Annotated in this window: 17 protein-coding genes and 2 pseudogenes; 9 read left to right on the top strand and 10 right to left on the bottom strand. The window is 72.2% G+C overall.

Features of this window, described 5'->3' with window-relative positions; all coding sequences use genetic code 11:
* Positions 1 to 32 precede the first annotated feature (32 nt).
* Both hemG and hemQ read left to right on the top strand, forming a co-directional pair.
* On the top strand, positions 33 to 1,460 hold the full coding sequence (gene hemG, locus ACQEU8_RS08535) for a protoporphyrinogen oxidase (RefSeq protein WP_433098491.1): 1,428 nt from the start codon (positions 33 to 35) through the stop codon (positions 1,458 to 1,460).
* Positions 1,453 to 2,169, top strand: a complete 717-nt coding sequence (gene hemQ, locus ACQEU8_RS08530) for a hydrogen peroxide-dependent heme synthase (protein WP_433098489.1) — start codon at positions 1,453 to 1,455, stop codon at positions 2,167 to 2,169. The genes hemG and hemQ overlap by 8 nt, the downstream gene beginning before the upstream one ends.
* A 4-nt stretch (positions 2,170 to 2,173) precedes the next feature.
* Here the strand turns inward: hemQ and ACQEU8_RS08525 are convergent, their stop codons facing one another.
* The 5 genes and pseudogenes from ACQEU8_RS08525 to ACQEU8_RS08505 all read right to left on the bottom strand — a co-directional run bounded on the left by ACQEU8_RS08525 (position 2,174) and on the right by ACQEU8_RS08505 (position 9,811).
* The gene (locus tag ACQEU8_RS08525) at positions 2,174 to 3,790 is read right to left on the bottom strand and encodes an alpha/beta hydrolase (RefSeq protein WP_433098487.1); all 1,617 of its coding nucleotides are present in this window, start codon (positions 3,788 to 3,790) and stop codon (positions 2,174 to 2,176) included.
* Positions 3,791 to 3,953: 163 nt separating this feature from the next.
* Positions 3,954 to 5,157: pseudogene (locus tag ACQEU8_RS08520) on the bottom strand (DUF692 domain-containing protein).
* A gap of 137 nt (positions 5,158 to 5,294) precedes the next feature.
* Positions 5,295 to 6,794, bottom strand: coding sequence for a branched-chain amino acid ABC transporter substrate-binding protein (locus ACQEU8_RS08515; protein ID WP_433098485.1), 1,500 nt, complete (start codon positions 6,792 to 6,794; stop codon positions 5,295 to 5,297).
* A 4-nt stretch (positions 6,795 to 6,798) separates the two neighbouring features.
* On the bottom strand, positions 6,799 to 8,973 hold the full coding sequence (locus ACQEU8_RS08510) for a hypothetical protein (RefSeq protein ID WP_433098483.1): 2,175 nt from the start codon (positions 8,971 to 8,973) through the stop codon (positions 6,799 to 6,801).
* Positions 8,974 to 9,115: 142 nt separating this feature from the next.
* Positions 9,116 to 9,811, bottom strand: coding sequence for a peptidyl-tRNA hydrolase (locus ACQEU8_RS08505; protein ID WP_433098481.1), 696 nt, complete (start codon positions 9,809 to 9,811; stop codon positions 9,116 to 9,118).
* Positions 9,812 to 9,856: 45 nt separating this feature from the next.
* On the opposite strand from ACQEU8_RS08505, the gene ACQEU8_RS08500 reads away from it, so the two are divergent.
* Both ACQEU8_RS08500 and ACQEU8_RS08495 read left to right on the top strand, forming a co-directional pair.
* Positions 9,857 to 10,717 (top strand): ATP-binding cassette domain-containing protein, encoded by an 861-nt coding sequence (locus ACQEU8_RS08500; protein WP_433098479.1) that lies wholly within the window; start codon positions 9,857 to 9,859, stop codon positions 10,715 to 10,717.
* Positions 10,714 to 11,391 (top strand): ABC transporter, encoded by a 678-nt coding sequence (locus ACQEU8_RS08495; RefSeq protein ID WP_433098477.1) that lies wholly within the window; start codon positions 10,714 to 10,716, stop codon positions 11,389 to 11,391. Before ACQEU8_RS08500 ends, ACQEU8_RS08495 begins: the two co-directional genes overlap by 4 nt.
* Positions 11,392 to 11,577: 186 nt before the next feature.
* Here the strand turns inward: ACQEU8_RS08495 and ACQEU8_RS08490 are convergent, their stop codons facing one another.
* Both ACQEU8_RS08490 and zapE read right to left on the bottom strand, forming a co-directional pair.
* Complete coding sequence (locus ACQEU8_RS08490; RefSeq protein ID WP_433098475.1) at positions 11,578 to 12,951, bottom strand: alkaline phosphatase PhoX; 1,374 nt, start codon at positions 12,949 to 12,951, stop codon at positions 11,578 to 11,580.
* A 142-nt stretch (positions 12,952 to 13,093) separates the two neighbouring features.
* Positions 13,094 to 14,221: a cell division protein ZapE gene (gene zapE, locus ACQEU8_RS08485; RefSeq protein ID WP_433098473.1), complete on the bottom strand. Its 1,128-nt coding sequence runs from the start codon at positions 14,219 to 14,221 to the stop codon at positions 13,094 to 13,096.
* 63 nt (positions 14,222 to 14,284) lie between these two features.
* Here zapE and ACQEU8_RS08480 point away from each other — a divergent pair, with 63 nt between their 5' ends.
* The 5 genes from ACQEU8_RS08480 (at position 14,285) to ACQEU8_RS08460 (ending at position 18,722) form a co-directional block, all read left to right on the top strand.
* On the top strand, positions 14,285 to 15,157 hold the full coding sequence (locus ACQEU8_RS08480; RefSeq protein WP_433098471.1) for a pyrimidine reductase family protein: 873 nt from the start codon (positions 14,285 to 14,287) through the stop codon (positions 15,155 to 15,157).
* Between the two features lie 106 nt (positions 15,158 to 15,263).
* Positions 15,264 to 15,731 (top strand): indole-3-glycerol phosphate synthase, encoded by a 468-nt coding sequence (locus ACQEU8_RS08475; protein WP_433098468.1) that lies wholly within the window; start codon positions 15,264 to 15,266, stop codon positions 15,729 to 15,731.
* Between the two features lie 115 nt (positions 15,732 to 15,846).
* Positions 15,847 to 17,262, top strand: coding sequence for a UDP-N-acetylmuramate--L-alanine ligase (gene murC / locus ACQEU8_RS08470; RefSeq protein ID WP_433098466.1), 1,416 nt, complete (start codon positions 15,847 to 15,849; stop codon positions 17,260 to 17,262).
* Positions 17,263 to 17,374: 112 nt separating this feature from the next.
* Positions 17,375 to 17,779: a peptide-methionine (R)-S-oxide reductase MsrB gene (msrB, locus tag ACQEU8_RS08465; protein WP_433098464.1), complete on the top strand. Its 405-nt coding sequence runs from the start codon at positions 17,375 to 17,377 to the stop codon at positions 17,777 to 17,779.
* 271 nt (positions 17,780 to 18,050) lie between these two features.
* Entirely contained in the window at positions 18,051 to 18,722 is a 672-nt protein-coding gene (locus ACQEU8_RS08460; RefSeq protein ID WP_433098462.1) for a serine/arginine repetitive matrix protein 2, read from the top strand.
* A gap of 113 nt (positions 18,723 to 18,835) precedes the next feature.
* Here the strand turns inward: ACQEU8_RS08460 and ACQEU8_RS08455 are convergent.
* From ACQEU8_RS08455 to ACQEU8_RS08445, 3 genes and pseudogenes are all read right to left on the bottom strand, one after another.
* Positions 18,836 to 19,480 (bottom strand): annotated as a pseudogene (locus ACQEU8_RS08455) (transposase); the annotation flags it as partial.
* A gap of 82 nt (positions 19,481 to 19,562) precedes the next feature.
* Positions 19,563 to 20,057, bottom strand: a complete 495-nt coding sequence (locus tag ACQEU8_RS08450) for a GNAT family N-acetyltransferase (RefSeq protein WP_433098460.1) — start codon at positions 20,055 to 20,057, stop codon at positions 19,563 to 19,565.
* Positions 20,058 to 20,388: 331 nt separating this feature from the next.
* Positions 20,389 to 21,192 carry a hypothetical protein gene (locus tag ACQEU8_RS08445; RefSeq protein ID WP_433098458.1) on the bottom strand — a complete coding sequence of 268 codons (804 nt, stop codon included), beginning with the start codon at positions 21,190 to 21,192 and terminating at the stop codon, positions 20,389 to 20,391.
* Between the last annotated feature and the right edge of the window lie 804 nt (positions 21,193 to 21,996).

Raw genomic sequence — 21,996 nt, 5'->3', positions numbered from 1 at the left:
GCGCCGGGTACCGTTCTGCGAGACTTGCCCACATGCACGTACTTGTCATCGGGGGCGGTATCTCCGGGCTGGCCGCCGCGCACCAACTGCTGGCGTCCGGTGCGCGAGTGACCGTGCTGGAGGCATCTTCCCGGCTCGGCGGCAAGCTGCGTGCCGGAAGCATCGCCGGTACGGCCGCCGTCGACCTGGGCGCCGAGTCCATGCTGGCCCGCCGCCCCGAGGCCGTGGAGCTGGCGCGCGCCGTCGGGCTCGGCGAACAGCTGGAGCCGCCCTCCATGGCCGGGGGCGCCATCTGGACGCGCGGCGCCGTACGGCCCATGCCCAAGGGCCATCTGATGGGCGTCCCCGGCGACCCGGCCGCGCTCGGCGGGGTGCTCTCGCCCGAAGGGCTCGCCCGGATCGCCGAGGACGGACGGCTGCCGCGTACCGAGGTCGGCGACGATGTGGCCGTGGGCGAGTACGTCGCCCAGCGGCTCGGCCGCGAGGTCGTCGACCGGCTGGTGGAGCCGCTGCTCGGCGGGGTCTACGCCGGTGACGCGTACCGGATCTCGATGCGCGCCGCCGTACCGCAGCTGTACGAGGCAGCGCGCGGCGAGCGCTCCCTGCTGGCCGCGGTGCGCGCCGTACAGGACCGTGCCGCCGCCGCGCCCGCGCCGCACGGGCCTGTCTTCATGGGCATCGAGGGCGGCGTCGGGCGGCTGCCCCGGGCCGTGGCCGACGCGTGCGCCGACAAGGGCGCCGACATCCGGCTGAGCACGCCGGTGCGCGAACTGCGCCGTGCGCCCTCCGACGGCGGGTCCGGCTGGCTCGCCGTCACCGAGCACGAGGCGCTGAGCGCCGACGCCGTCGTACTCGCCACCCCCGCACCGGCCGCCGCCCGGCTGCTGGCCCCGCACACCCGCGCCGCCGCCACGGTGCTCGACGAGGTCGAGTACGCCTCGATGGCGCTGGTCACCCTGGCCTTCCGCAGGTCGGAGGCGGACCGTATCCCGGACGGCAGCGGCTTCCTGGTGCCCCCCGTGGACGGCCGCGCCATCAAGGCCGCCACCTTCTCCGCGCACAAGTGGAGCTGGGTCGCGGCGCAGGACCCCTCGCTGTTCGTGCTGCGCACCTCGCTGGGCCGGTACGGCGAGGAGCGGGTGCTCGAGCGGGACGACGCCGAACTGGTGGAGCTGTCGCTGCGCGATCTGCGCGCCGCCACCGGGCTGGACGCGCGCCCCGTGGACACTCTCGTCTCCCGCTGGGACGGCGGTCTGCCGCAGTACCCGGTCGGACACCTCCAGCGCGTCGCCGCCGTCCGGGCAGCCACGGACGCGCTGCCGGGACTCGCGGTGGCCGGCGCCGTCTACGAGGGCGTGGGCATCCCGGCCTGCGTTGCCAGTGGACAGCGCGCGGCCCGGCACGTACTGGAATCAGCTGAGTCGGTCAACGAGAACGGTGAGAAGACACGCCATGAGTGAGGCACCGCAGAAGTCCCCCAACGCGGGCAAGAAGGCCAAGGACCTCAACGAGGTCATCCGCTACACCCTCTGGTCGGTCTTCCGGCTGCGCGAGGTGCTCCCCGAGGACCGCGCCGGATACGCGGACGAGGTGGAGGAGCTGTTCGCCCAGCTCGCCGCCAAGGACGTGGTCGTCCGCGGTACGTACGACGTCTCCGGGCTGCGGGCCGACGCCGACCTGATGATCTGGTGGCACTCGGAGGACTCCGACGCCCTCCAGGACGCCTACAACCGCTTCCGCCGCACCAGGCTGGGCCGCACGCTGGAGCCCGTCTGGTCGAACATGGCGCTGCACCGCCCCGCCGAGTTCAACAAGTCGCACATCCCGGCGTTCCTCGCCGACGAGGAGCCGCGCGCCTATGTGAGCGTCTACCCCTTCGTGCGCTCCTACGAGTGGTACCTGCTGCCCGACGAGGACCGCCGCCGGATGCTCGCCGACCACGGCAAGATGGCCCGCGGCTTCCCCGACGTACGCGCCAACACCGTGCCCGCCTTCTCGCTGGGCGACTACGAGTGGATCCTCGCCTTCGAGGCCGACGAGCTGTACCGCATCGTCGACCTGATGCGGCATCTGCGGGGCTCCGAGGCGCGGCTCCACGTCCGTGAGGAAGTGCCCTTCTACACGGGCCGCCGCAAGCCGCTGGGCGAGCTGGTCGCGGGTCTGGCCTAGCCCCTCAGCGGGTCGCCCGGGTGTTGGAGACCGGCAGCGCCGGCTGCCGGGCTCCCGGCTTCGGCTCGGGCCGGGCACCGCACTCCGCGCGGGCGCCCGGCGTCTTGCCCTCCAGGAGGTACCGCTCGATATGTGCGTCCGCGCACGGGTTGCCGCCGCTCACCCCGTGGTTGCCCGCACCGCGCTCGGTCACGAGTGAGGAGCCCGCCAGCCGGCGCTGGGTCTCCACAGCTCCCTCGTACGGGGTGGCCGCGTCCCGGGTCGCGGCCACCAGCAGCACGGGCGGCAGCCGGCCGAACTCGGCGCGGACGTCCATCGGCGTGCCCGGCTGCGTCTTCCAGTAGGCGCACGGCAGATTCATCCAGGCGTTGTCCCAGGTGTTGAACGGCGCCACCGCCGCCGTGGCGGTGTTGTCCCGGTCCCAGCGGGCCCAGTCCCGCGGCCAGGGCGCGTCCTGGCACTGGATCGCGTTGTAGACGGCGTTGCCGTTCTCCTCGCTCTTCGCCGCCTTCATATCCGGCGCCGCCGCCTTCACCAGCGCCCTCGGGTCGCCCTTGCGGAAGTCCGAGAGAGCCCGCGCGTACGGCGCCCAGGTGGCGTCCGCGTACCCGGTCTTCAGGAACGTGGCCACCAGTTCCTTGGAACCGACCGTCCCGCCCGCGGGCGTACGGTCCACGGCGGCGCGCACCGCGTCGAAGGACGCCTGCACCTGCTCGGCGGTACGCCCCAGCCGGTAGGTGTCGTCGTGCCGGGCGACCCAGGTCTTCCAGTCCCCCCAGCGCCGCTCGAAGGTCCGGTTCTGATGGAGGTTGGCCTGGTACCAGACGTTGTCGGGGGAGGGGTCGACGATGCTGTCCAGCACGAGGCGGCGGACGTGTCCGGGGAAGAGCGTCGCGTAGACCGAGCCGATGTACGTGCCGTAGGAGACGCCGAAGTAGGTGAGCTTGCGCTGCCCCAGAGCGGCGCGCAGCACATCCAGGTCGCGGGCGTTGTTCGGCGTCGTGTAGTGCGGCAGCCGGTCGGGCTGCGCCCTGGCGCAGCCGGCGGCGTAGGCGGCGGCCTTCCGGTTCATGGCCTGCTTGAACGCCCAAGTGGGCTGCCGGGGAGAGGAGTTGGGCCCCTTGAGGAACTGCTGCGGGTCCTGGCAGGAGAGCGGTCCTGAGCGGCCGACGCCGCGCGGCGCGTAGCCGATGAAGTCGTAGCGGGCGTTGAGGCGCTTCCACAGGCCGCCGAGCTTCGGGTAGAGGGCGAAGCTCATTCCGTTGCCGCCCGGCCCTCCCGGGTTGTAGACGAGCGGCCCCAGGTGCTCCCCGGATGTGCCCGTGGCCCGGGCCCTGCTGACGGTGAGGGGGATCTGCTCGCCGTCCGGCCGCGAGTAGTCCACCGGGACCCGGACGGTGCCGCACTCGACGGAACCGGGCAGCCGGTCGGCGGCGGGGCAGGGCTGCCAGCGGATGCCCTCGTCCGCGGCGTCCTCGGCCGCGACCCGGACGCCGACCGCTTCCGGCACGCTGCGCGCGGCAGCGGGAGCTGTATCAGAGGTGGCCGAGGCCGCCGCCGAGGCGGACAGCAGAGTGAGGGTCAGGGCACCGACTGTGGAGGGGATCGCTGCTGCGCGCACTGAGGCTCCCGCTGTGTGTCGCTGTCGCTCCGTCAGCCGTGCCCCGGGGCACCGCCGCTCATATTGGATGCTCAGCGGCTCATACGCAGATGTAAAGCATCCACTCGCGGTGTCGCGGAACACCCCTCGGATGGGCCGAGCGCCTGCCCCGGCTGCCGCGGGCTCAGCGCGGGCCCGGTCCGGTGCGGTGCTTGTACCAGCGCTTCAGTTCCCGGCGCGGGCGGCGGGGGAGCCGGGCCTCCTTCAGCACGTACGCCGCGAAGTTCAGCGCGTCCCAGCGGTAGTTGGCGTCCATGGGGCGCCCCGTCGCGTACGCGGCGAACAGGTTGCGGTACTCCGGCTCGCCGAGGAGCTGCGGCAGCTCCGGCGCCACCTTGGCGACGATGTCGGCGCGCTTGGCCCGCAGTGCCCTCGCCTGGATCTCCAGCCTGTCCCGGTCGAAGCCGGGCGGCGCGGGTCCGTCGGCGACCAGCGCCGACAGCAGCGCCGCCTGTGCCCGGCCCAGTCGGGCCCGCGCGTCATCGGACACCTGCGGCCTCCTCACCGGCGGCGTGGACCACGGCGCTGATCCGGTCCAGTTCCCCGGCCAGCTCGGCCACCGGCGGGAAGTTCTCGTCCCGCTCCAGCAGCACCCCGGGCGGCACCGTCCTGGCGCACAGCTCGGCCAGCACGTCCAGCACCGGCTGGGTCACCGGATGCCCGTGGCTGTCGTGCCAGACGCCACCGCGTTCGACGCCGCCCGCCACATGGACGTACGCGAGCGCCTCCAGCGGCAGCCGCTCCAGTGCGGCCACCGGGTCCTCGCCGCGGTTCACCCGGTTGGTGTGCAGATTGGCGACGTCGATCAGCAGACCCACGCCGGTGCGCTCGACCAGCTCGGCGAGGAACTCGCCCTCGCTCAGCTCCTCGTCCGGCCAGCTGATGAGCGCCGCGATGTTCTCCACCGCCAGCGGCACCGGCAGCGCCTCCTGCGCGATGCGGATGTTCTCGCACAGCACGTCCAGCGCGTCCCGGGTACGGGGCACCGGCAGCAGATGACCGGCCTCCATCCGGGGCACCCCGGTGCCCTCGCCGCCGGCCCTGACGAACGCGATGTGCTCGGTCACCAGCGGAGCGCCCAGCGCCTCGGCGCACTCCGCGAGCGCAGCGAGCCGCCCGGGGTCGGGGCGCTCGGCACCCCCGAGGCCGAGCGCCACCCCGTGCGGCACCACCACCGTGCCGCGCTCCCGCAGCCGCAGCAGCGACTCGGGCAGATGGCCGGGGCAGAGGTTCTCCGCGACCGCCTCCACCCAGTCGATGCCCGGCAGTGCCTCGATGCCGTCCGCGATCTCCGGCCGCCAGCCGATCCCGGTGCCCAGTCTCTCCATGCCTCGCTCCTCCCCCGTGGCCGCGCTCTCCGGGGCCGCGCCCCCCGTGGCCGCGGCCCCGTTGCTGCAAGAGCACTCCTGCTCCCTCGGCGCGGGTTCATGCCCGGCACCCGGCAGCTCAGAGCTGAACTTGAGCTTCAGTGGCTCGGCGGGGCGCCGTGGGGCGCCGAGACCTCGACGAACTCCGCGCGTTTGCGCTCCGTCAGCCGCAGTATCGGCACGGCCTTGTTGCGGGGGTTGCCGTTGTTGAGGAACGAGAGGAAGCCGCTGCCGCCGGGGACGCTGTCGTCGAGGTTCATCTTGTGGAACATCCGGCCGACCGACTCCCCGGTCACCTCGCCGCCCCACTGCGCGGCCATACTCACCCCGCGGGCCGCCGTCAGGACGGCGTCGTGGGACATGATGGCCTGCCCGTCGTCGCGGGCGTCGCGGGGGAACCAGCGGTCCAGCTCGCCCCCTTCGCGGAACTTGCGGGCCGTGGCGGCGGAGACGGCGCGTTTACCCGCCTCGCCGCTCTGCCACATGTCGGGATGCGCGAGCCCGGTGTACAGCACCTCGACGCCGGTGCGGTGCGCCCGCTCCAGCTCGTGCGCGGTCAGGTTCGTGGTGTCGTCGCCGGTGACGACGTGGAACTCCTGGTCGGTGCAGGTGCGGTTGGCGAGCGAGTCCAGGAAGTGGGTGAGATGTCTGCCCCGCCCGGCGAAGAAGACCACCTCGGGCTTCTGCCGGCACAACTGGCTCGTCATATGCCGCAGTTCGTTCTCCCAGCCGGTACGTGCCGACGAGTCGAACGTCAGCTCCTCGTCCGCGACGATCCGGTGCTTGCCCTTCTTGTCGGGGAACGCCTTCTCGAAGGCCGGCCCCAGCGTGTTCGCGTAGTGGTTGGTGCGGGCGATGTCCTGCACGATGACCGCCGTACGGAACTTCTGGCGCCGTAGATATCCGGCCGCGGCCCGGGCCTCGTCGGTGTTGGTCGGTGCCACGCGGACGAATCCGTCGATGTCGCGGAAGTTCGTCGCGGACATCGTGCTGGCTGCCATCGCGATCCGGCGCTTCTCCAGCGCGCGCAGGGTGCGAAGGTTGTTCGCCGTGCTCGGCCCCAGACCGGCGACGGCCACCAGCCGGTCCGGTGCCTCGGTGCGCTCCGCGAGCCGGTCGACGACGTGCTGCCAGTGTGCGGAGGAGCTGCCGGGGTTGGCGATCAGCAGCCGTATCTTGGGGGAGCCGCGCAGATCGCCGGTGTTGTGCCGGCGCTGTGCCAGATAGGCGCCCTCCAGCTCGTGCCGTACCGACTCGTCGGAGTTGCTGTCGTCGTCCGTGAGGGTGAACGTCGTCAGATAGGCGACGGAGACATAGCGCTCCTCCTCCTTGGCCACCCGGTCGTTCTCCGCCTTGATCCGCTCGGTGACTGACCGCAGATGCGGCGCGAAGACGTGGCTGCCGTCCGTGACACCGACACACTCCCGCTTCCCCGGCCGCCTCTCCACGTCGGCCTTGACGACCCCGTCGGCGCAGCGCGCATTCCGTTCGCTGACCCACTGGTAGGTGAGTGGTACCGCCACCCCCAGCACGGCCAGCGCCACCACGACGGCGAGTACGCGCTTGACGATATGCAGCGGCCAGGTGATCCGGAACATGCCTTCACCCTTCCTCGGCCCACGTCTGGGGGTGGATCCAACTGCGGTAGCGCTCGGCCTCATTGAGCAGGTGCAGGCTCTCCCCGCGCGGATGCTCCTGGGACAGCCGCTCGAACCGGGCGGCCAGCGCAGGGCCGAGCCTCATCTCCGGGTCGACCAGCGGGTCCTTCCACAGCCAGCGGGCCACCAGCAACCCGCGTACGGCCGCCTCCAGCGGGGCCCCGGTTGCCGAGGAGGAGTGTGTGAGGGGGCCGAGGAGGTCGCGGTAGACCTTGTCCTTGGGCACCCTGTTGGGTGCGGACGAGACGGTGTTGAGCTCCGCCACCCAGCGCGATGTGTCCACCGCCTCCAGGCGCCGGGCCAGGAAGTCGGTGACCTCGTCGATCTCGTGCAGGGCCAGCCGGTGGTACATCGCGCGCACCGGCTGTCCCTCGGCGGTGTAGTGGTCGCTCAACCGCTGGTGTGCCGCCGCCCAGTCGGCGGGCCGCTCGGCGAGCCGCCACAGCAGCAGCCGCCGGGGCCACGGGTGGAGCACCGGACGGTCGCCGGGGCGGCCGTGGGCGAGCAGGAACCCGGTGTGGGCCTTGGTGAACAGCGAGCCGGAGGCCTCGGCGCCGCGTGCCGGGCCCGAGCCCTCGCCGAACACCTGGCAGCCGACGGAGAGATCAGGAGTTGCCGCGCATCTCTCCAGCGTCGCCCGCTCCGTCTCGTCGAAGCCGTCGAGCAGCGGGCCCAGCGCCGCGTCCACCAGCGGAACGCCCACCTCGCCGGGGGCCGGGGGCGGCGCCGGCGTGGGCCGCGGGCCGCCCGGCCCGGCGCCGTACCGTCCCGGTCCGCCGGGCCGGGGTGGGCCGGGCACCGTGCGCTGCGGTGGTGTCCGGGCGGGCAACGTCCTTACGGGGACCGTACGTTCGGGCAGTCGGCGCAGCCACGCCGCCCGCTCGTGGCCGCCGCTCGCGGGGAGGTCCGCCTGGTCCAGCAGCGTCAGCACCTGCTGTACGGCACGCGGCAGCCCGCAGGTGAGCCGGTGCACGAACGGGGCCAGCGCCGGGTCGCGCTGCGGCCGGTCCGACAGCCTCGTCCGTACCTCGTCCAGCGTCAGGTCCCGCAGCCGCAGCGGATACCAGTGCGCCCCGCTCCCCGGCGGCCTGCGCTCGCGCCAGTCGGAGAGCCCCGCGTGGTCCGGCGGTTGGACCGTCCAGCCCCACGGTTCCCCGGAGGGCGGGCCCCAGCCCGGCAGCCATTTGTTGGTGCTGGCGACGACGGTGAGCGGATCACCCGCTGCCGACTCCGGCAGGCCCGCGCCACGGGCCGCCGCCCAGGTGTCCTCGCGGGTGGCCAGCAGCAGTTGCAGGAAGCGGCGGCCGTGCTCCGTATGGCATCCGTCGAGCAGCAGCAGATACGAGCACGGCGCGAACGACAGCTCCGCGTTCCGCCGCAGGTCCTCCAGGAACGCCGCGAACAGGATCAGGTCCAGCTTCTCGGTGTCCTCGGCGGAGCCCCGGCGCCAGTGGTTGAGCTCGACCACCGCGTCCCACGGGTTCGAGCCGCCGGTCAGCCGGTGGCCCGCGTACCAGCGGGCGCTCTCGGCGAACCGGTGCCGCGACAGCAGCCCGGACACCATACGGGCACCGTCGCGTGCCGCCCCCATCACCATGTCCTCGAACACCGCGGGGATACCGGCCGGCAGGCCGAGCGCCGACCCGCCCACCTGGAGGAAGCCGGACAGATAGTCGCCGTAGTTGTCGAACGTACGGTCCTCGAAGCGGCCGACGCGGCGGTGGAGTTGGCGCCGCTGGTCGCGCAGCGGCACCGTGCCGAGGTCCCCGATGTCGCTGTCGGACACCAGCAGGCCCAGCGTGAGCCGCGGGAAGCGGGAGACCCGGTAGCGGGCCAGCTTCCGCTCCAGCTGCCGGGCGATCAGACCCAGTGCGTACCGGGGGCGCAGCGGCTGCTCGGAGCCGAAGTTGAGGTAGGCGAACGGGGCCTGGTCCGTGCCGAACCGGGCCATCAGCGCTCCGTGTGCCTCGCTCGCACCGGAGCCGCGGGGGCCCAGCAGCACGATCACGGGGCGCTCCGCCTCCGGCGGCAGCGCCAGGCATTCGCCGACCAGCCCCACCAGCCCGGCGGGGCCCGTTGGGATGGTTGACCCCGCGCCCCCCTGATACGCCTGCGTCATTTCTCGCACCCCCCGATGCGTCCTGTGATGAGGATGCCACTTTCCGTGGCGGAGTGGCAGGGGGTGCCCCTGGGCGTCGTCTGCTGGCTGCGGGGTGCGTTGTGGTTGGGCGCGCAGTTCCCCGCGCCCCTCCGGGGCGCGGCTACCTCGTACCCGGGTGCTCCGCGACCACCGTGCAGGAGCCAGGGGCGATCTCGGTGAAACCCGCGTCGCGGACCACGGGGAGGCCGCTGGTGGTCAGCTCGGCCCAGTGCGCCGCGTGGTGGGCCGGGCGCACGGCGAGGGGGAAGCCCGCATGGTGCCAGGCCGTCCGGGCGGTGGTGTCCAGCTGCCACCAGGCCAGTTGCGCGGCGTGTCCGGCCTGCGCCATCGCCTTGCCCGCCGACATCTCCACTTCGGGGTTCAGCCACAGCACGGGCGTGCCGGCGGCGGGTGCGGCCGGCGGCTGAGGGTCGTCCAGCTCCGTGCCCGAAACCTGGAGCCGTGCCAGCTCCTTGGGCCAGCCGTCCAACGGCACCGGCGGAAAGACCCGCACCTCGGCCGTACGACCGGCCACGGTGATCCCCTCCAGCGCCTCCGTACGCCGCCACTCCGCGCCCCGCGCCCGCCGTACGACCTTGCGGATCTGGCGCTCCTCCCACAGCCGCACCCGCTTGTGCCACTCGCCGGTCTCCTCGGCCGTGCGCGGGTCGGACAGCAGCGTGAGCACCGCGCGGGCGGCCGTCTCCAGCGCGTCCGTACGGGCCGGCGGTGCGGCGCGCTCGATACGGACGACGAGGGGCAGGACGAAGCGCTCGGGTTCGGCGGGGTGCGGTGCTGCGGAGTCTGGAACGGTCACCTGTTCAGTCTGCCAGCGGCCGGTGCCACTCCTATGATCTGGGCCATGAGGCTGGAGGGCGTGGGACGGCGCTACCGGACGGGCGGGCCCTGGGTGCTGCGCGGGGTGGACCTCGAGGTGCCGGCGGGCACCCTGGTGCGGGTGGAGGGCGGCAACGGGAGCGGCAAGTCCACGCTGCTGCGGCTGGTCGCGGGGATCGACGCGCCCAGCGCGGGCCGGGTCCGCGGGCGCCCCCGTACGCGCGGCTACGTCCCCGAACGCTTCCCCGCCGCACTGCCGTTGACAGCTCTCGGCTACCTCACCCACCTGGGCCGCGTCCGCGGGCTGAGCACTCGCACGGCCGCCCGGGAGGGCGCCGCCTGGCTGGAGCGGTTCGGTGCCCGACAGTACGCCGACACCAGGATGCGGGAGCTGTCCAAGGGCAGCGCCCAGAAGGTCGCCGTCGCGCAGGCCCTCGTCGGCCGCCCCGATCTGCTGGTGCTCGACGAGGCATGGACCGGTCTCGACCAGCCCGCGCGCGAGGTCCTCGACAGCGTGGTGCGGGAACGGGTGGCCGAGGGCGGCGCCGTGGCGTTCGTCGACCACGACCCGGCACGGCTCGCCGGGGCCCCGGACCTCACCGCGCGGGTCGCGGCCGACGGCCGGGTCGCGGTCGCCGGGCCGGGGCGAGGTGTGCGGCGGCCTCCGATGACGCGCATCGAAGCGCTGGGGGCGCCCGGCGCCGGGGTGCCCGACGGCTTGCCGGGCAGCGCGCGGTGCCGGCTCGCGCCGGAGGGCCGGCTGTTGCTGACGCTGCCCAGCGCGGCTTCCGATACGGCGCTGCGGGTGCTGTTGGCCGCCCGGCCCGGCTGGCACGTGAGCTCCGTACAGCCGCTGGGACCGCTCGGGGAGGGGAACTCCGTATGAGGGCGACGCTCGCGCTCACCCGCTATCAACTCGCCCTGCTGGCACGCTCCCAGCGGTGGCTGGCGCCGCTGCTGCTGTACGCCGGGCTGCTGGCCGTCGGCGTACGGCCGGGCCAGCCGCTGCTGGACTCGCTCGGCCTGGCCGCCGCCGCACTGCTGCCCGCCGCCGCCTGGCTGGTGCGCAGCTGTGTGACGGCCGAGCCCGCCGCGGCCCGGCAGTGCGCGGCTGCTGCTGCCGGGGCCTGGCGGGTGCACCTCGCGGGTGTCGCCGCCGGGGGAGTGGCGGCACTGCTGTTCGGGTGTGCGGGGGTGGGGGTGGTGGCCGGGATGAGTGCCCCGCGGAGTACCGACGGGACCGCCACCGTGCCGCTGCTGCCCGCGGTGGGCGCGGGGCTGTGCGGGGTGCTGGCGTGCGTGCTGACGGGGGCCGCCGTGGGGGCCCTGGGCAACCGGCCGTTGATCCGGTCCCGTGGGTACGCGGTGAGCGCCACGCTGCTGGGGAGCGTCGCCGCCCTGGCGCTGGGGGCCTCGCCGGCCAACGCCGCGGTACGCGGATTGGTCCGCGGCTCCAGCCAGGGAGAGGTCCAGGTCCCGTGGCTCGCGCTGCTCGCCGCGGTCGCTGTTGCGACCCTCGCCGCGGTTGCGGCGTGCGCCGTGGCTACCCGCCGCGAGTGAGGCCCCCTTTTCCCGCCGCAGCGGCGAGCGACCACCGGAGTCGTGTCCGGCGGTGCCGGGCCGGTGGAAGCCCGCCGCTGTGGTCGGTGGAGTTGGCCGGGTGCGCGGTGCGTTGTGGCTGGTGGGGGCACCTCCCGGCCGGAGGCTGGGGGAGCAGTTCCCCGCGCCCCTAGCGGGGCGCAGCCCTCAGTGTTTCCAGGGCCCCGTAACCGCGAACGTCGTGCCCGGCTTGTAGCAGTTGACGTACATGGTGCGGGCGTCGGGGGAGAAGGTGACGCCCGCGAACTCGCCCCACTCCGGCTCCTCGGGGGTGCCGATGTTCTGGGCGCCCCGTGCCATCGGGTAGACCTTGCCCTGCCGGGTGAGGCCGAAGACGTGCTGCGCGCCCTCGCCGTCCTCGCACACCATCAGACCGCCGCTGGGGGCGAGGCAGATGTTGTCCGGTTCCTCGCCGGGCAGCTGCACATCGGTGTCCGGCCCGAACACGATGACGAGTGTGAGGCGGCGGCGCCGCGGGTCGTAGCGCCAGATCTGCCCGAAGTGGTCCCCCTTCGAGCCCTCCTCGCTGCGCGCGTAGCTGGACACGAAGTAGACGCTGGAGCCGCCCCAGTAGCAGCCCTCCAGCTTCTGCGCGTGGGTGATGCCGCCCTTGCCGAAGTCCTGGAACCGGATGGGCGTTTCCTTGGCGAGCGGATCGGGGACCTCGACCCATTCGATGCCGTCGAAGGAGGTGCCCGTCTCGGTGACGGCGGAGAGGTCCGGCACGCCCGGCACCCGCATGGCCTCCAGCTTGCCGCCCGCGTGCAGCGAACCGTGACCGCCCTTGGGCTTCTTGGGCAGGAAGCGGTAGAAGAGGCCGAAGGGCCTTTCGAACGCGTCCTCGGTCTCGTACACGACGCCCGTGCCCGGATCGAAGGCGACGGCCTCGTGCTGGAAGCGGCCCATGGCCTTCAGCGGTTCGACGGAGGTGGGGCGGCGGGGGTCGAAGCCGACTTCGAAGATGAAGCCGTGGTCCTTGGTGTAGCCCTCCTCGCCGGCCTTGAACTCCGTCTCCTCGCAGGTCAGCCAGGTGCCCCAGAGGCTCGGCCCGCCCGCGCAGTTGGTGGAGGTGCCCGCGATGCCGACGCGTTCGGTCCGTACGTCGTTGTCGCCGTCCACCTCGAGGACGGTGCAGCCGCCCTTGGCGGCGGGGTCGTAGGTCAGGCCCTCGACGGTGGGGACGGGCACCCGCGCGTCCATCCGGTTCTCATGGTTGCGGACCAGCCAGGTGCGCCCGCGGCGGGACCCGGCGAAGGCGGCCATGCCGTCGCAGTTGCTGGGCACTTTGCCCTCGCCGGAGCGGAGAGGGTCGCCCTCGCGGGAGAGCACCTTGTAGCGGAAGCCCTTGGGCAGGTCGAGCAGCCCGTCGGGGTCGCGGACGAGCGGACCGTAGCCCGCGCGGCCGCCGGTGGCCTGGGCGGCGGCGGTCCCAGTGAACAATTCCGAGAGCGCGCCGCTGAAGGCGACTGTGGCCCCAACCGCTCCGGATCTGGCCAGCACTTGGCGTCTGGTCGTGGACATCGGACACTCTCCCTGTTGGCGGACAGGTGACCAAGTGTGTGTACCACGGGTATCAGTGTGCGCACACTGCTCAGGACGCAACCGGCGCAAAGGCCGGGGTGGTCACCGGCGCAAACCCGATCATGTCACCGGCGGCTCCGGATCAGCTGGTGACCAGTTCGCCACCGTCGCGCGCGAGCGCGGTCAGCCGGGAGATCGCCCGAAAGTACTTCTTGCGGTAGCCGCCCTGGAGCATGTCCTCGCTGAACAGCTTGTCGAAGGGCACTCCCGAGGCCAGTACCGGCACCTCGCGGTCGTAGAGCCGGTCGGCGAGCACCACCAGGCGCAGCGCCGTCGACTGGTCGGGTACCGGGGCCAGGCCGGTCAGACACACCGCCTGTACGCCCCTGACCAGTGCGCCGTAGCGGCTGGGGTGGACGCGGGAGAGGTGGTCCAGCAGCGCGGGGAAGTCGTCCAGCGAGGCGCCGGGTATCCGGTGCGCGGCGCGGCTGACCTCCGCGTCGGCGTACGGCTCGGGCGCCTCGGGCAGCCCGCGGTGGCGGTAGTCCTCGCCGTCGATGCGCAGGGTGCGGAAGTGCGCGGACAGACCCTGGATCTCCCGCAGGAAGTCGGCGGCGGCGAATCGCCCCTCGCCCAGCTTCCCCGGCAGTGTGTTCGAGGTCGCCGCCAGCGCCACGCCGTTCTCCACCAGCCTGGCCAGCAGGCTGGAGACGAGCACCGTGTCACCCGGATCGTCCAGCTCGAACTCGTCGATGCACAGCAGCTGGTGGCTGCTGAGGGTCTGCACCGTCTGCTGGAAGCCCAGAGCTCCCACGAGGTTGGTCAGCTCGACGAAGGTGCCGAACGCCTTGCGCTCCGGCGCCGCGGGCGCCGCGTGCCACAGGGAGGCGAGCAGATGTGTCTTGCCGACGCCGTAGCCGCCGTCCAGATACACCCCGCGCGGCCCGGCGGAAGACCCCCGCGACTGCTTCGGTACGCGGCGGAACCAGCGCTTCGGTCCGCCGTCGGTTCGCGCAGCGCCGCCGAGGCTGTCCGCGAACGTGCTGAGCACGCCTACCGCCTCGGTCTGGCTCGGCTGCGCGGGGTCGGGTATGTAGGTGCCGAAGCGCACGCCGTCGAAGCGCGGAGGCGGCACCATCTCGGCCACCAGCTGGTCGGCCGGTACGTGCGGCTCGCGCGCGGTGAGGGCGACGGGAGCGTCGTCGGGCCCGCTGGTCGCGTCGGAGCCGGCCTCGGATATCTGCGCTTCGGTCGTTGACACGATTGTCATGCTAGTCGGCCAACGCCCGCGGGCGTGCGGCCCGCCGGGCGTGCGCCGTGCCACACTGCGCGCATGCGACGCCTGTTCCCTCCGAATACACCCCCCGTATCAGCGCCGGGCGCCCCAGCATCCGCCCCGAGCGCCCCGGCTTCCACATCGAGCGCCCCGAGCGCCCCGGCGCCGGACAGGCCGGCCCCGGAGTGGAGCATCGAGGAGATCGCCGACGAGTACGCCTACCCGCCGGTGGGCGAGGGGGCCGGCGTGGCCGATCGCTGGCTGCGCGGCAACATGGTGGCCTCACTGGACGGCGCCATCCACCACGGCGGCCGCTCCCAGCCGCTCTCCTCGAAGGCCGACATGTGGATCTTCGGGGTGCTGCGGGCGCTCGCCGACGTGGTGGTCGTCGGCGCCAGGACCGTACGCCAGGAGGGCTACCGGCCCGCCAAGCGGCGCAGCGGCTTCGCCGACCGCCGGGCCGCCGCCGGGCAGTCGCCGGTCCCGGCCATCGCCGTGGTCAGCGCCAGCCTGGAGCTGGACTTCTCGGCGCCGCTGTTCACCCAGCCCGTCGTACCCACCCTGCTGCTCACCGGGAGCGGTGCCCCAGCGGACCGGGTGGCGCAGGCGAGGGAGGCCGGCGCCGAGGTGATCTTCGCAGGTGAGGGCGGGGCTGCGGACCCGTCGCGGGTGCCCGGACTGCTGGCCGAGCGGGGGCTGCGGCGGCAGCTGACCGAGGGCGGTCCCACTTTGCTTGGGGAATTCGCCGACGCGGGGGTACTCGACGAGCTGTGTCTGTCCATCTCCCCCCGGATCGTCGCCGGCTCGGCGCCGCGGATCACCAACGGGCCCGTGCTGCCCGATCCCGACGAGTTCACGCTCGAGGGAGTACTGGAAGAGGAGGGGTTCCTCTTCACGCGTTACCGTCGGTTGCGAACCATCACGGAATGAGACGTTCCGCTTATCTTTCGCTGGGCAGACTGACAACCGCAGGACCCGCGGGATCACCGCAGCAGGGTTTCTTGCCGACCGTTCGACCGGAGAAAGGGCGCCCGTCGTGATCACGACAGTGCTGATGATCGAGAAGCCGCTGGTGTCCGCCGACGCGGAGATGGTGACGACACTGCACGGTGAGGAGCCCGTCTCCTTCGTCGTCCTCATGCAGCCGCGTGGCGATCAGGACCGGCTGCTGCGAGCGCTGGACGATGTGGCGCTCGGCGAACTGGACCAAGTGGTGCGCGAGGCCGAGGAGCCCGAGGGCGGCGAGGCGGTCGGCCCCGCGGAGCAGGCCCTGGAGCTCTCCCTGAAGCGCCTCAGAGACGCCGGCTGCGAGGCCGTCGGCCAGATCATCGAGCAGCACCCCCTCGACGTCCTGAAGTCGGTCGCGGAACAGACCCGCGCCGACGAGGTCATCGTCCTGACCGCCCCCCACCTGGTCGAGGAGTTCTTCCACCGGGACTGGGCCTCCCGGGCGCGGCACAAGGTGGGGGTTCCGGTGCTGAAGCTGTTCGCACACAACGAGTAGGGAGGGGCGGCCTCTCGCGGCCGGGGGCCGCTGTCCCGGGGGATGCGGTCTGCCGGGGGGTGCACCGCATAGGCTTGCGGCGTCCCGTCACGCCGAGCCAGCAGGAGAAGTCCGCATGACCGCTGCCGCCACTCCCTCCCTCCCCTCCGCCATGGAGCGGCCGCACTTCGTCGGGATCGGTGGCGCGGGGATGTCCGGCATCGCGAAGATCCTGGCGGTGCGCGGCGCCCGGGTCGCGGGCAGCGACGCCCGGGAGTCGGCGACGGCCGACGCGCTGCGCGGTTTCGGCGTGACCGTCCACATCGGTCACGCCACCGCGCACCTGGCCCCCGACGCGACCGTGGTGGTCGTCTCCAGCGCCATCCGGGACGACAACCCGGAGCTCGTCGAGGCGAACCGGCGCGGCCTGCCGGTGCTGCACCGGGCCGATGCGCTGGCCGCGCTGATGGAGGGGCTGCGGCCGCTGGCCGTCGCCGGTACGCACGGCAAGACGACGACCACCTCGATGCTCGCCGTCAGCCTGGCCGACCTGGGCCTGGACCCCTCGTACGCGATCGGCGGCGACCTGGAGGGCCCTGGCTCCAACGCCCACCAGGGCACGGGGGAGATCTTCGTCGCGGAGGCGGACGAAAGCGACCGGAGCTTCCACAAGTACGCGCCCGAGGTCGCCATCGTTCTCAACGTGGAGCTCGACCACCACGCCAACTACGCGTCCATGGAAGAGATCTACGAGTCCTTCGAGACGTTCGTCGGCCGCATCGTGGACGGCGGCACCCTGGTGATCTCCGCCGACCATGAGGGCGCGCGGGAGCTGACCCGCAGGCTGCGCAGCGCCCCGCGCGACCGTGCGCTCACCATCCGTACGTACGGGCTGGCCGAGGACGCCGACGTACGGGTTCGCAAGATCGCTCCGAAGGGGCTGACCAGCGAGGTCACCGTCGCGTTCGACGGTGCGGAGCTGACCTTCGACGTCTCGGTGCCCGGCAGCCACTACGCACTCAACGCGGTGGCGGCGCTCACCGCGGGTGCGGCGCTGGGGGTGCCGGCCGTGGAGCTGGGGCGCGGGCTCGGCTCGTACACCGGCGTCAAGCGCCGCCTCCAGCTCAAGGGGCTGACCCGGGGCGTGCAGGTGATCGACTCCTACGCCCACCACCCCACCGAGATGACCGCCGACCTGGAGGCCATCAGGGGCGGCGCGGAGGACGGCCGGGTGCTGGTGGTCTTCCAGCCGCACCTCTTCAGCCGTACCCAGGAGCTGGGCAAGGAGATGGGGGAGGCCCTGGCGCTGGCCGACGGCTCGGTCGTACTGCCGATCTACCCGGCCCGCGAGGACCCGATCCCCGGCGTGACCAGCGCACTGATCACGGACGCCGCGCAGGCGGCAGGTGCTGCCGTACGCGCCATGGACACGCCCGCCGAGGCCGTGGAGGCGATCGTGGGAATGGCGGAGCCCGGCGATCTCGTTCTCACCATGGGCGCGGGTGACGTCACGGAACTGGGGCCCAGGATCCTCGCCCGGCTCGCGGAGTGACCGGCGGCCCCGTACCGCCCGCACCAACCGCCCGTATCCGAACCAGCGCTCGAAGAGCCCAGGAGCCGAGAGTGCTCGACGAGCCGAGGAGCCGAGGAGCCGAGGAGCCGAGATGGCCTACGAGATCGACAAGCCCGAGGAGCAGTGGCGCGCGGAGCTGACGCCCGAGGAGTACCACGTGCTGCGCGAGGCCGGTACGGAGCGCCCGTTCACCGGTGAGTACACCGACACGGAGACCACCGGCGTCTACGAGTGCCGGGCCTGCGGCGCCGAACTGTTCCGCTCCGACACCAAGTTCGCCTCCCACTGCGGCTGGCCCAGCTTCTACGACCCGGCCGACTCGGCCGCCGTCGAGCTGCTGACCGACCGCTCGATGGGCATGGTCCGCACCGAGGTCCGCTGCGCCCGCTGCGGCTCCCACCTCGGTCACGTCTTCGAGGGCGAGGGCTACCCCACCCCGACCGACCAGCGGTACTGCATCAACTCGGTCTCGCTGCGGTTGGTGCCGGCGGAGTGACGGAGGGGTGACGCGAGCCCCGGAATCGACCAACAGGTTCAGGGCGCCTGCACATCGCCGCAGTGGTGCTGCTCGGCGGACTGGAGGTCGCCGTCACGGCGGCGGCGAAGTCCCGGCGCTGCTCGCCGGACAGCGCTTTCCCGCCCGAACCGCGGTCCAGGCGGGCGGTGACCAGCAGGTCGGCTGCGGCGGGCGATCTGCGGTGTGAGGCGGCGGGTGCGGGCTGTCGGCGGGGACGAACTGGTCCTGAACCTATGTACGATGCCGCGCTGTGACGATAGGAACCCATGGGGCGACGCCGTACGGTGGCCCACCGCCTCCATCGATGATCCCGGCCAAGGACGTGCGGCCTCGGCGTATCTGGTACCTGGTTGCCGCGTTGCTGGCGCTTGCGCTGGCAGGTAGCGGGGCCGCCGTCCTGGTGGTGACGGTGAAGGACGCGGTCAGCTCGGTCGACACCGCGCGAAGCTTCCCCGGCGGCGGCTCGCAGACGTTCAGCCTCACCGAAGGGGAGACCAAGGCGATCTTCGTCTCCCAGTCCGGGAAGGGCCAGGTCAACTGCAGGATCCCGGAGATGCGGTCCGGGTCCATGACCCGGCCGGACAGCACCTTCCGGGTCACGGCTGGGTCCCGCACCTGGGAGCGTGTCTTCGAGGTGAAGCCAGGCAGCAGCGGCGACTACTCGCTCACCTGTACCTCGGAGCGCCAAGCCCAGTTCGCGATGGGGGACAAGCCGCGTGTGGGAGCCACTGTGGGCGTCACCTTCGCAGCGTTCGCCCTCTTCTTCGCCGCGCTGGCCGCAGCCGTGACCATCAGCGCCGTCACCGCCATCCGCCGCAGCAGCCACCGCCGCCAACTCGCTGCCGCGTTGGCGCCATCACCGCAATGGGGCCAACCCGCTTTCGGCCCGCCCCCAGGGCCGCCGCCCGGCCCGCTGGCGTGAAGCGTGTTGCGGAGGGCGTGATCTGGTTGGTCGACCCGGCTTCACGATGTTCGGGGTTATTGGGGGTGGGCTGGTACTCCAGTCGTAGATCGTGATCTTCACGTCTGATTCGCGGCTTGTCGTCGGTAATCGCTGGCCAGGGCATTCGTGCGGAGCTTCCCCGCGCGGGTGGTGAGTTCATGTGAGCGGGCGATGGCTGGCACGTGGCCGACCTGGGGTTGTTCCAGCGCGGAGCGCAGGTTTGGGTTGCCGCCGTGACCTCGTCTGCCGCGACCCAGTCGGCGCGGTGCCCGTCATCGGGGAATCGGTCGATCATGCGGGCGGCCGGCTCCGGCTTGGTCGCGAAGACGGTGTCCTTGTCCCAGCCTGCGGCCCGGCAGCGATCTGGGTCGCGCGTCCAGGAGTGCGGGATGTGCACCTCCCGGTTCACCGCCGCGTGCCCGTGCAGTCCCGCGTGGACGAGGTGGGCAGCGACTTGCGCGTTTTCGGTCCTCCTGGTGGTGCCGGTGCGTTGGCGTTGGACGCCGACGGTGTGCGTGCCCTTCTTCACGTCTCCGGTCTCGTCGCTCACCAGCACTGCACCCTCGTCGTGCAGATGCTCCAGCAGCTTTGCGTGGCAGCTCCGGCAGCATCCCCAGCCTCAGATCCCGTACCCGGCGCCGGGGTTCGACCCCGGCTAACCGGCTGGCTGTCCGGCTCATCAGGCCCTCGAACGCTTCCTGCCAGCGGGCAGGGTCTCGGCTGTGGCCTGCGGTCACCGCAAGATCGTCAGCCTTCACACACCGATGAGCAGCGATGGCCGCAGCCTTCCCGTAGCCGATCTACGAGCAAGATCAAGGTCTATGGCTGGAGGTCGTGCTGGTACCAAGTGCCTGACTTGCCGCCGAGATCGGCCGGGGTGGCAGGGCCGACCGGGACGAATCCGGCCTTGGCCAAGACTTTCCGGGACGCGGCGTTGTCGTGGGAGGTGGCTGCCCGCAGTGTGCGTAGGCCGTGCCTCGCGGTCGCAATCCGGCACAGCTCCCGGACGGTTGCGGTCGCCACGCCGCGGCCGGTGACCTGCTCCGCGACCCGGTAGCCGAGTCTGGCAGTGCCGTCCTCCAAGTCGTACAGGTTGAACCTGCCGAGCACCGAGCCGTCCTCGGCGACGAGCACGTAGAAGGCGCAGATGCCGGCCTCCTGCTCGGCCAGCGAAGCGTTGTACCGGTCGGTGAACTTGTCGAAGAAGTCGTCGCCGCGGTCGGAGATCGAGGCAGCGAAGTAGGTGCGGTTCACCAGCTCGAAGGCCAGAACCGCCGGGGCGTGGCCGGCATGCAGCCGCTTCAGCTCAGGCATCGCGCGACTCTAACCCGCTCGCGCGCTGACGCCACCTGAGTTTCTGCCAGTGGCAGACAGCCCCGAGACCAGGGCACATAACGATCTATGGCTGGAGTACTAGTTGTGCCAAGTGCGGCGGTTTGGGTGGCGTAATGCATCGGTGCTGGACAGCCATACGTTCGCTGGATAGTTGCTGATTCGGCCTGACGTCCGTCAGCGGCATTCGGTATTCGGCATTCAGGGGCAGGAAACTCCGATCCGCTCTTCGAAACCTGCTGGTCTTTATGGCCCGTTTCAGTTCGAGTTCGGCGGAGGAATAGAGGCCGTGCCGACGACGGAGTAGGGGTTCTCAGATAGGTTCGTCGCCCTCCAGGAGGGCCAGGTCGGATTTGACGAGGGTTGTGGTCACGAGGAGTTCGGTGATCAGGTTGTGGTTGAGTGCGTTGCCGACGGGCTGGGGGATTTCGTCTTCCATCAGTCCGGGCACCGTGCAGCTGAGCCTTGTCCGTACGCAGGCGACGACGCGTGCCGCCCGCTTCCCGGTCCATGATTCCGCCGGGCGCAGATCCGTCAGTTCGGCCGCGACTTCGGCCCAGGTGAGCGGCTGCGGTTGGGGGTCGTTGCGCAGATAGCGCTGGGCGAGGCAGACCAGGACCAGCTTCTCGGTCGCGGTCAGATCCCACACCTCGCCGTCGTGCGTGGCGGCCTCGCGCACACCGTCGTCCCCCGCGCCGGGCGTCGGTGTGGCGATACGTACCTCCAGCAGGTGCTCCCGTTTGGGGCCGACGATGAACAGTGGGGTGAATCCGGACGGGAGCTCGACCCGGTCGCCACCCAGCACCAGGCGGGCGCCCGGGAGCCGGATGGGTAGCCGCCCGGTGTTGTTCAGCACCCATCGCGAGTGCTCGCGCGTGATGTAGCCGTGCCTGCGGCTGACGCGCGGGTCGTCCGGCGCGACACAGACATGCACTTCGGGTTCGTTGCGGCCGAACACGAGGGGGAACGCGGCGTCAGGGGCCATGCTTATACCGCCGTTGACGCCCATGACGAACAGCGTGCCGGGCTGCGCGGGCGGAATGCCGCGAGACAGGCTTCCGTAATCCTTCGGCAGCAGGTTGACCTTGCTCGGTGGCCGTGGCGGCGACAGCGTCATCGGCTCTGCCTCCCCGTACAAGACGCTCGAAAGCACGCCGGCCGCTTCGTGATGTGCGGGGTCCCGGCGCGGGCCGTTCCCGTTCCGCTGAACTGACATGACCATAGCTCCAAGCGTCCGAACGAACTCCTACCACGAATGGCCCGCTGCCGCCCCGGGGGACAGGGCGGCAGCGGGACGGCGGATTACGGCGCGGGCGCCGGTGCGGGTTCCGGTGCGGGCTCGGGCGCGGGTTCCGGAGCGGGTTCCGGTTCCGGTGCGGGTTCCGGTGCGGGTTCCGGCTCGGGTTCGGGCGCGGGCTCGGGCTCCGGTGCGGGTTCCGGCTCGGGTTCGGGCGCGGGCTCGGGCTCCGGCTCGGGCTCCGGTGCGGGCTCCGCCTCCGGCTCCGGTGCAGGCTCCGGCTCGGATTCTGCCTCGGGCTCAGGAGCGGGCTCCGGCGCAGGTTCGGGCTCCGCCTCGGGTGCGGGCTCGGGTTCCGGTTCCGGCTCGGGGGCGGGCTCCGGCGCAGGTTCCGGCTCCGGTGCCTGTTCCGCCTCGGGCTCGGGGGCGGGCTCTGGTGCGTGTTCCGCTTCCGGCTCGGGCGCAGGCTCAGGCGCGGGTTCCGGCGCTGACTCCCCTTCCGGTTCGGGAGCGGGCTCCGGCGCAGGTGCGGGCTCCGGCTCGGGTGCCGGGGGTGCGGGAGCTTCTCCTTCCGGTGCGGGCGGAGCTTCGCCCTCGGGCGGTGCCGGGGCTTCTCCTTCGGGTGCGGGCGGAGCCTCACCTTCAGGCGGTGCCGGCGCTTCACCCTCGGGTGCGGGCGGAGCC

This window comes from Streptomyces sp. CA-250714, from assembly GCF_050936705.1.
Classification (GTDB): domain Bacteria; phylum Actinomycetota; class Actinomycetes; order Streptomycetales; family Streptomycetaceae; genus Streptomyces.
This window is presented reverse-complemented; position numbering and strand designations above follow the sequence as displayed.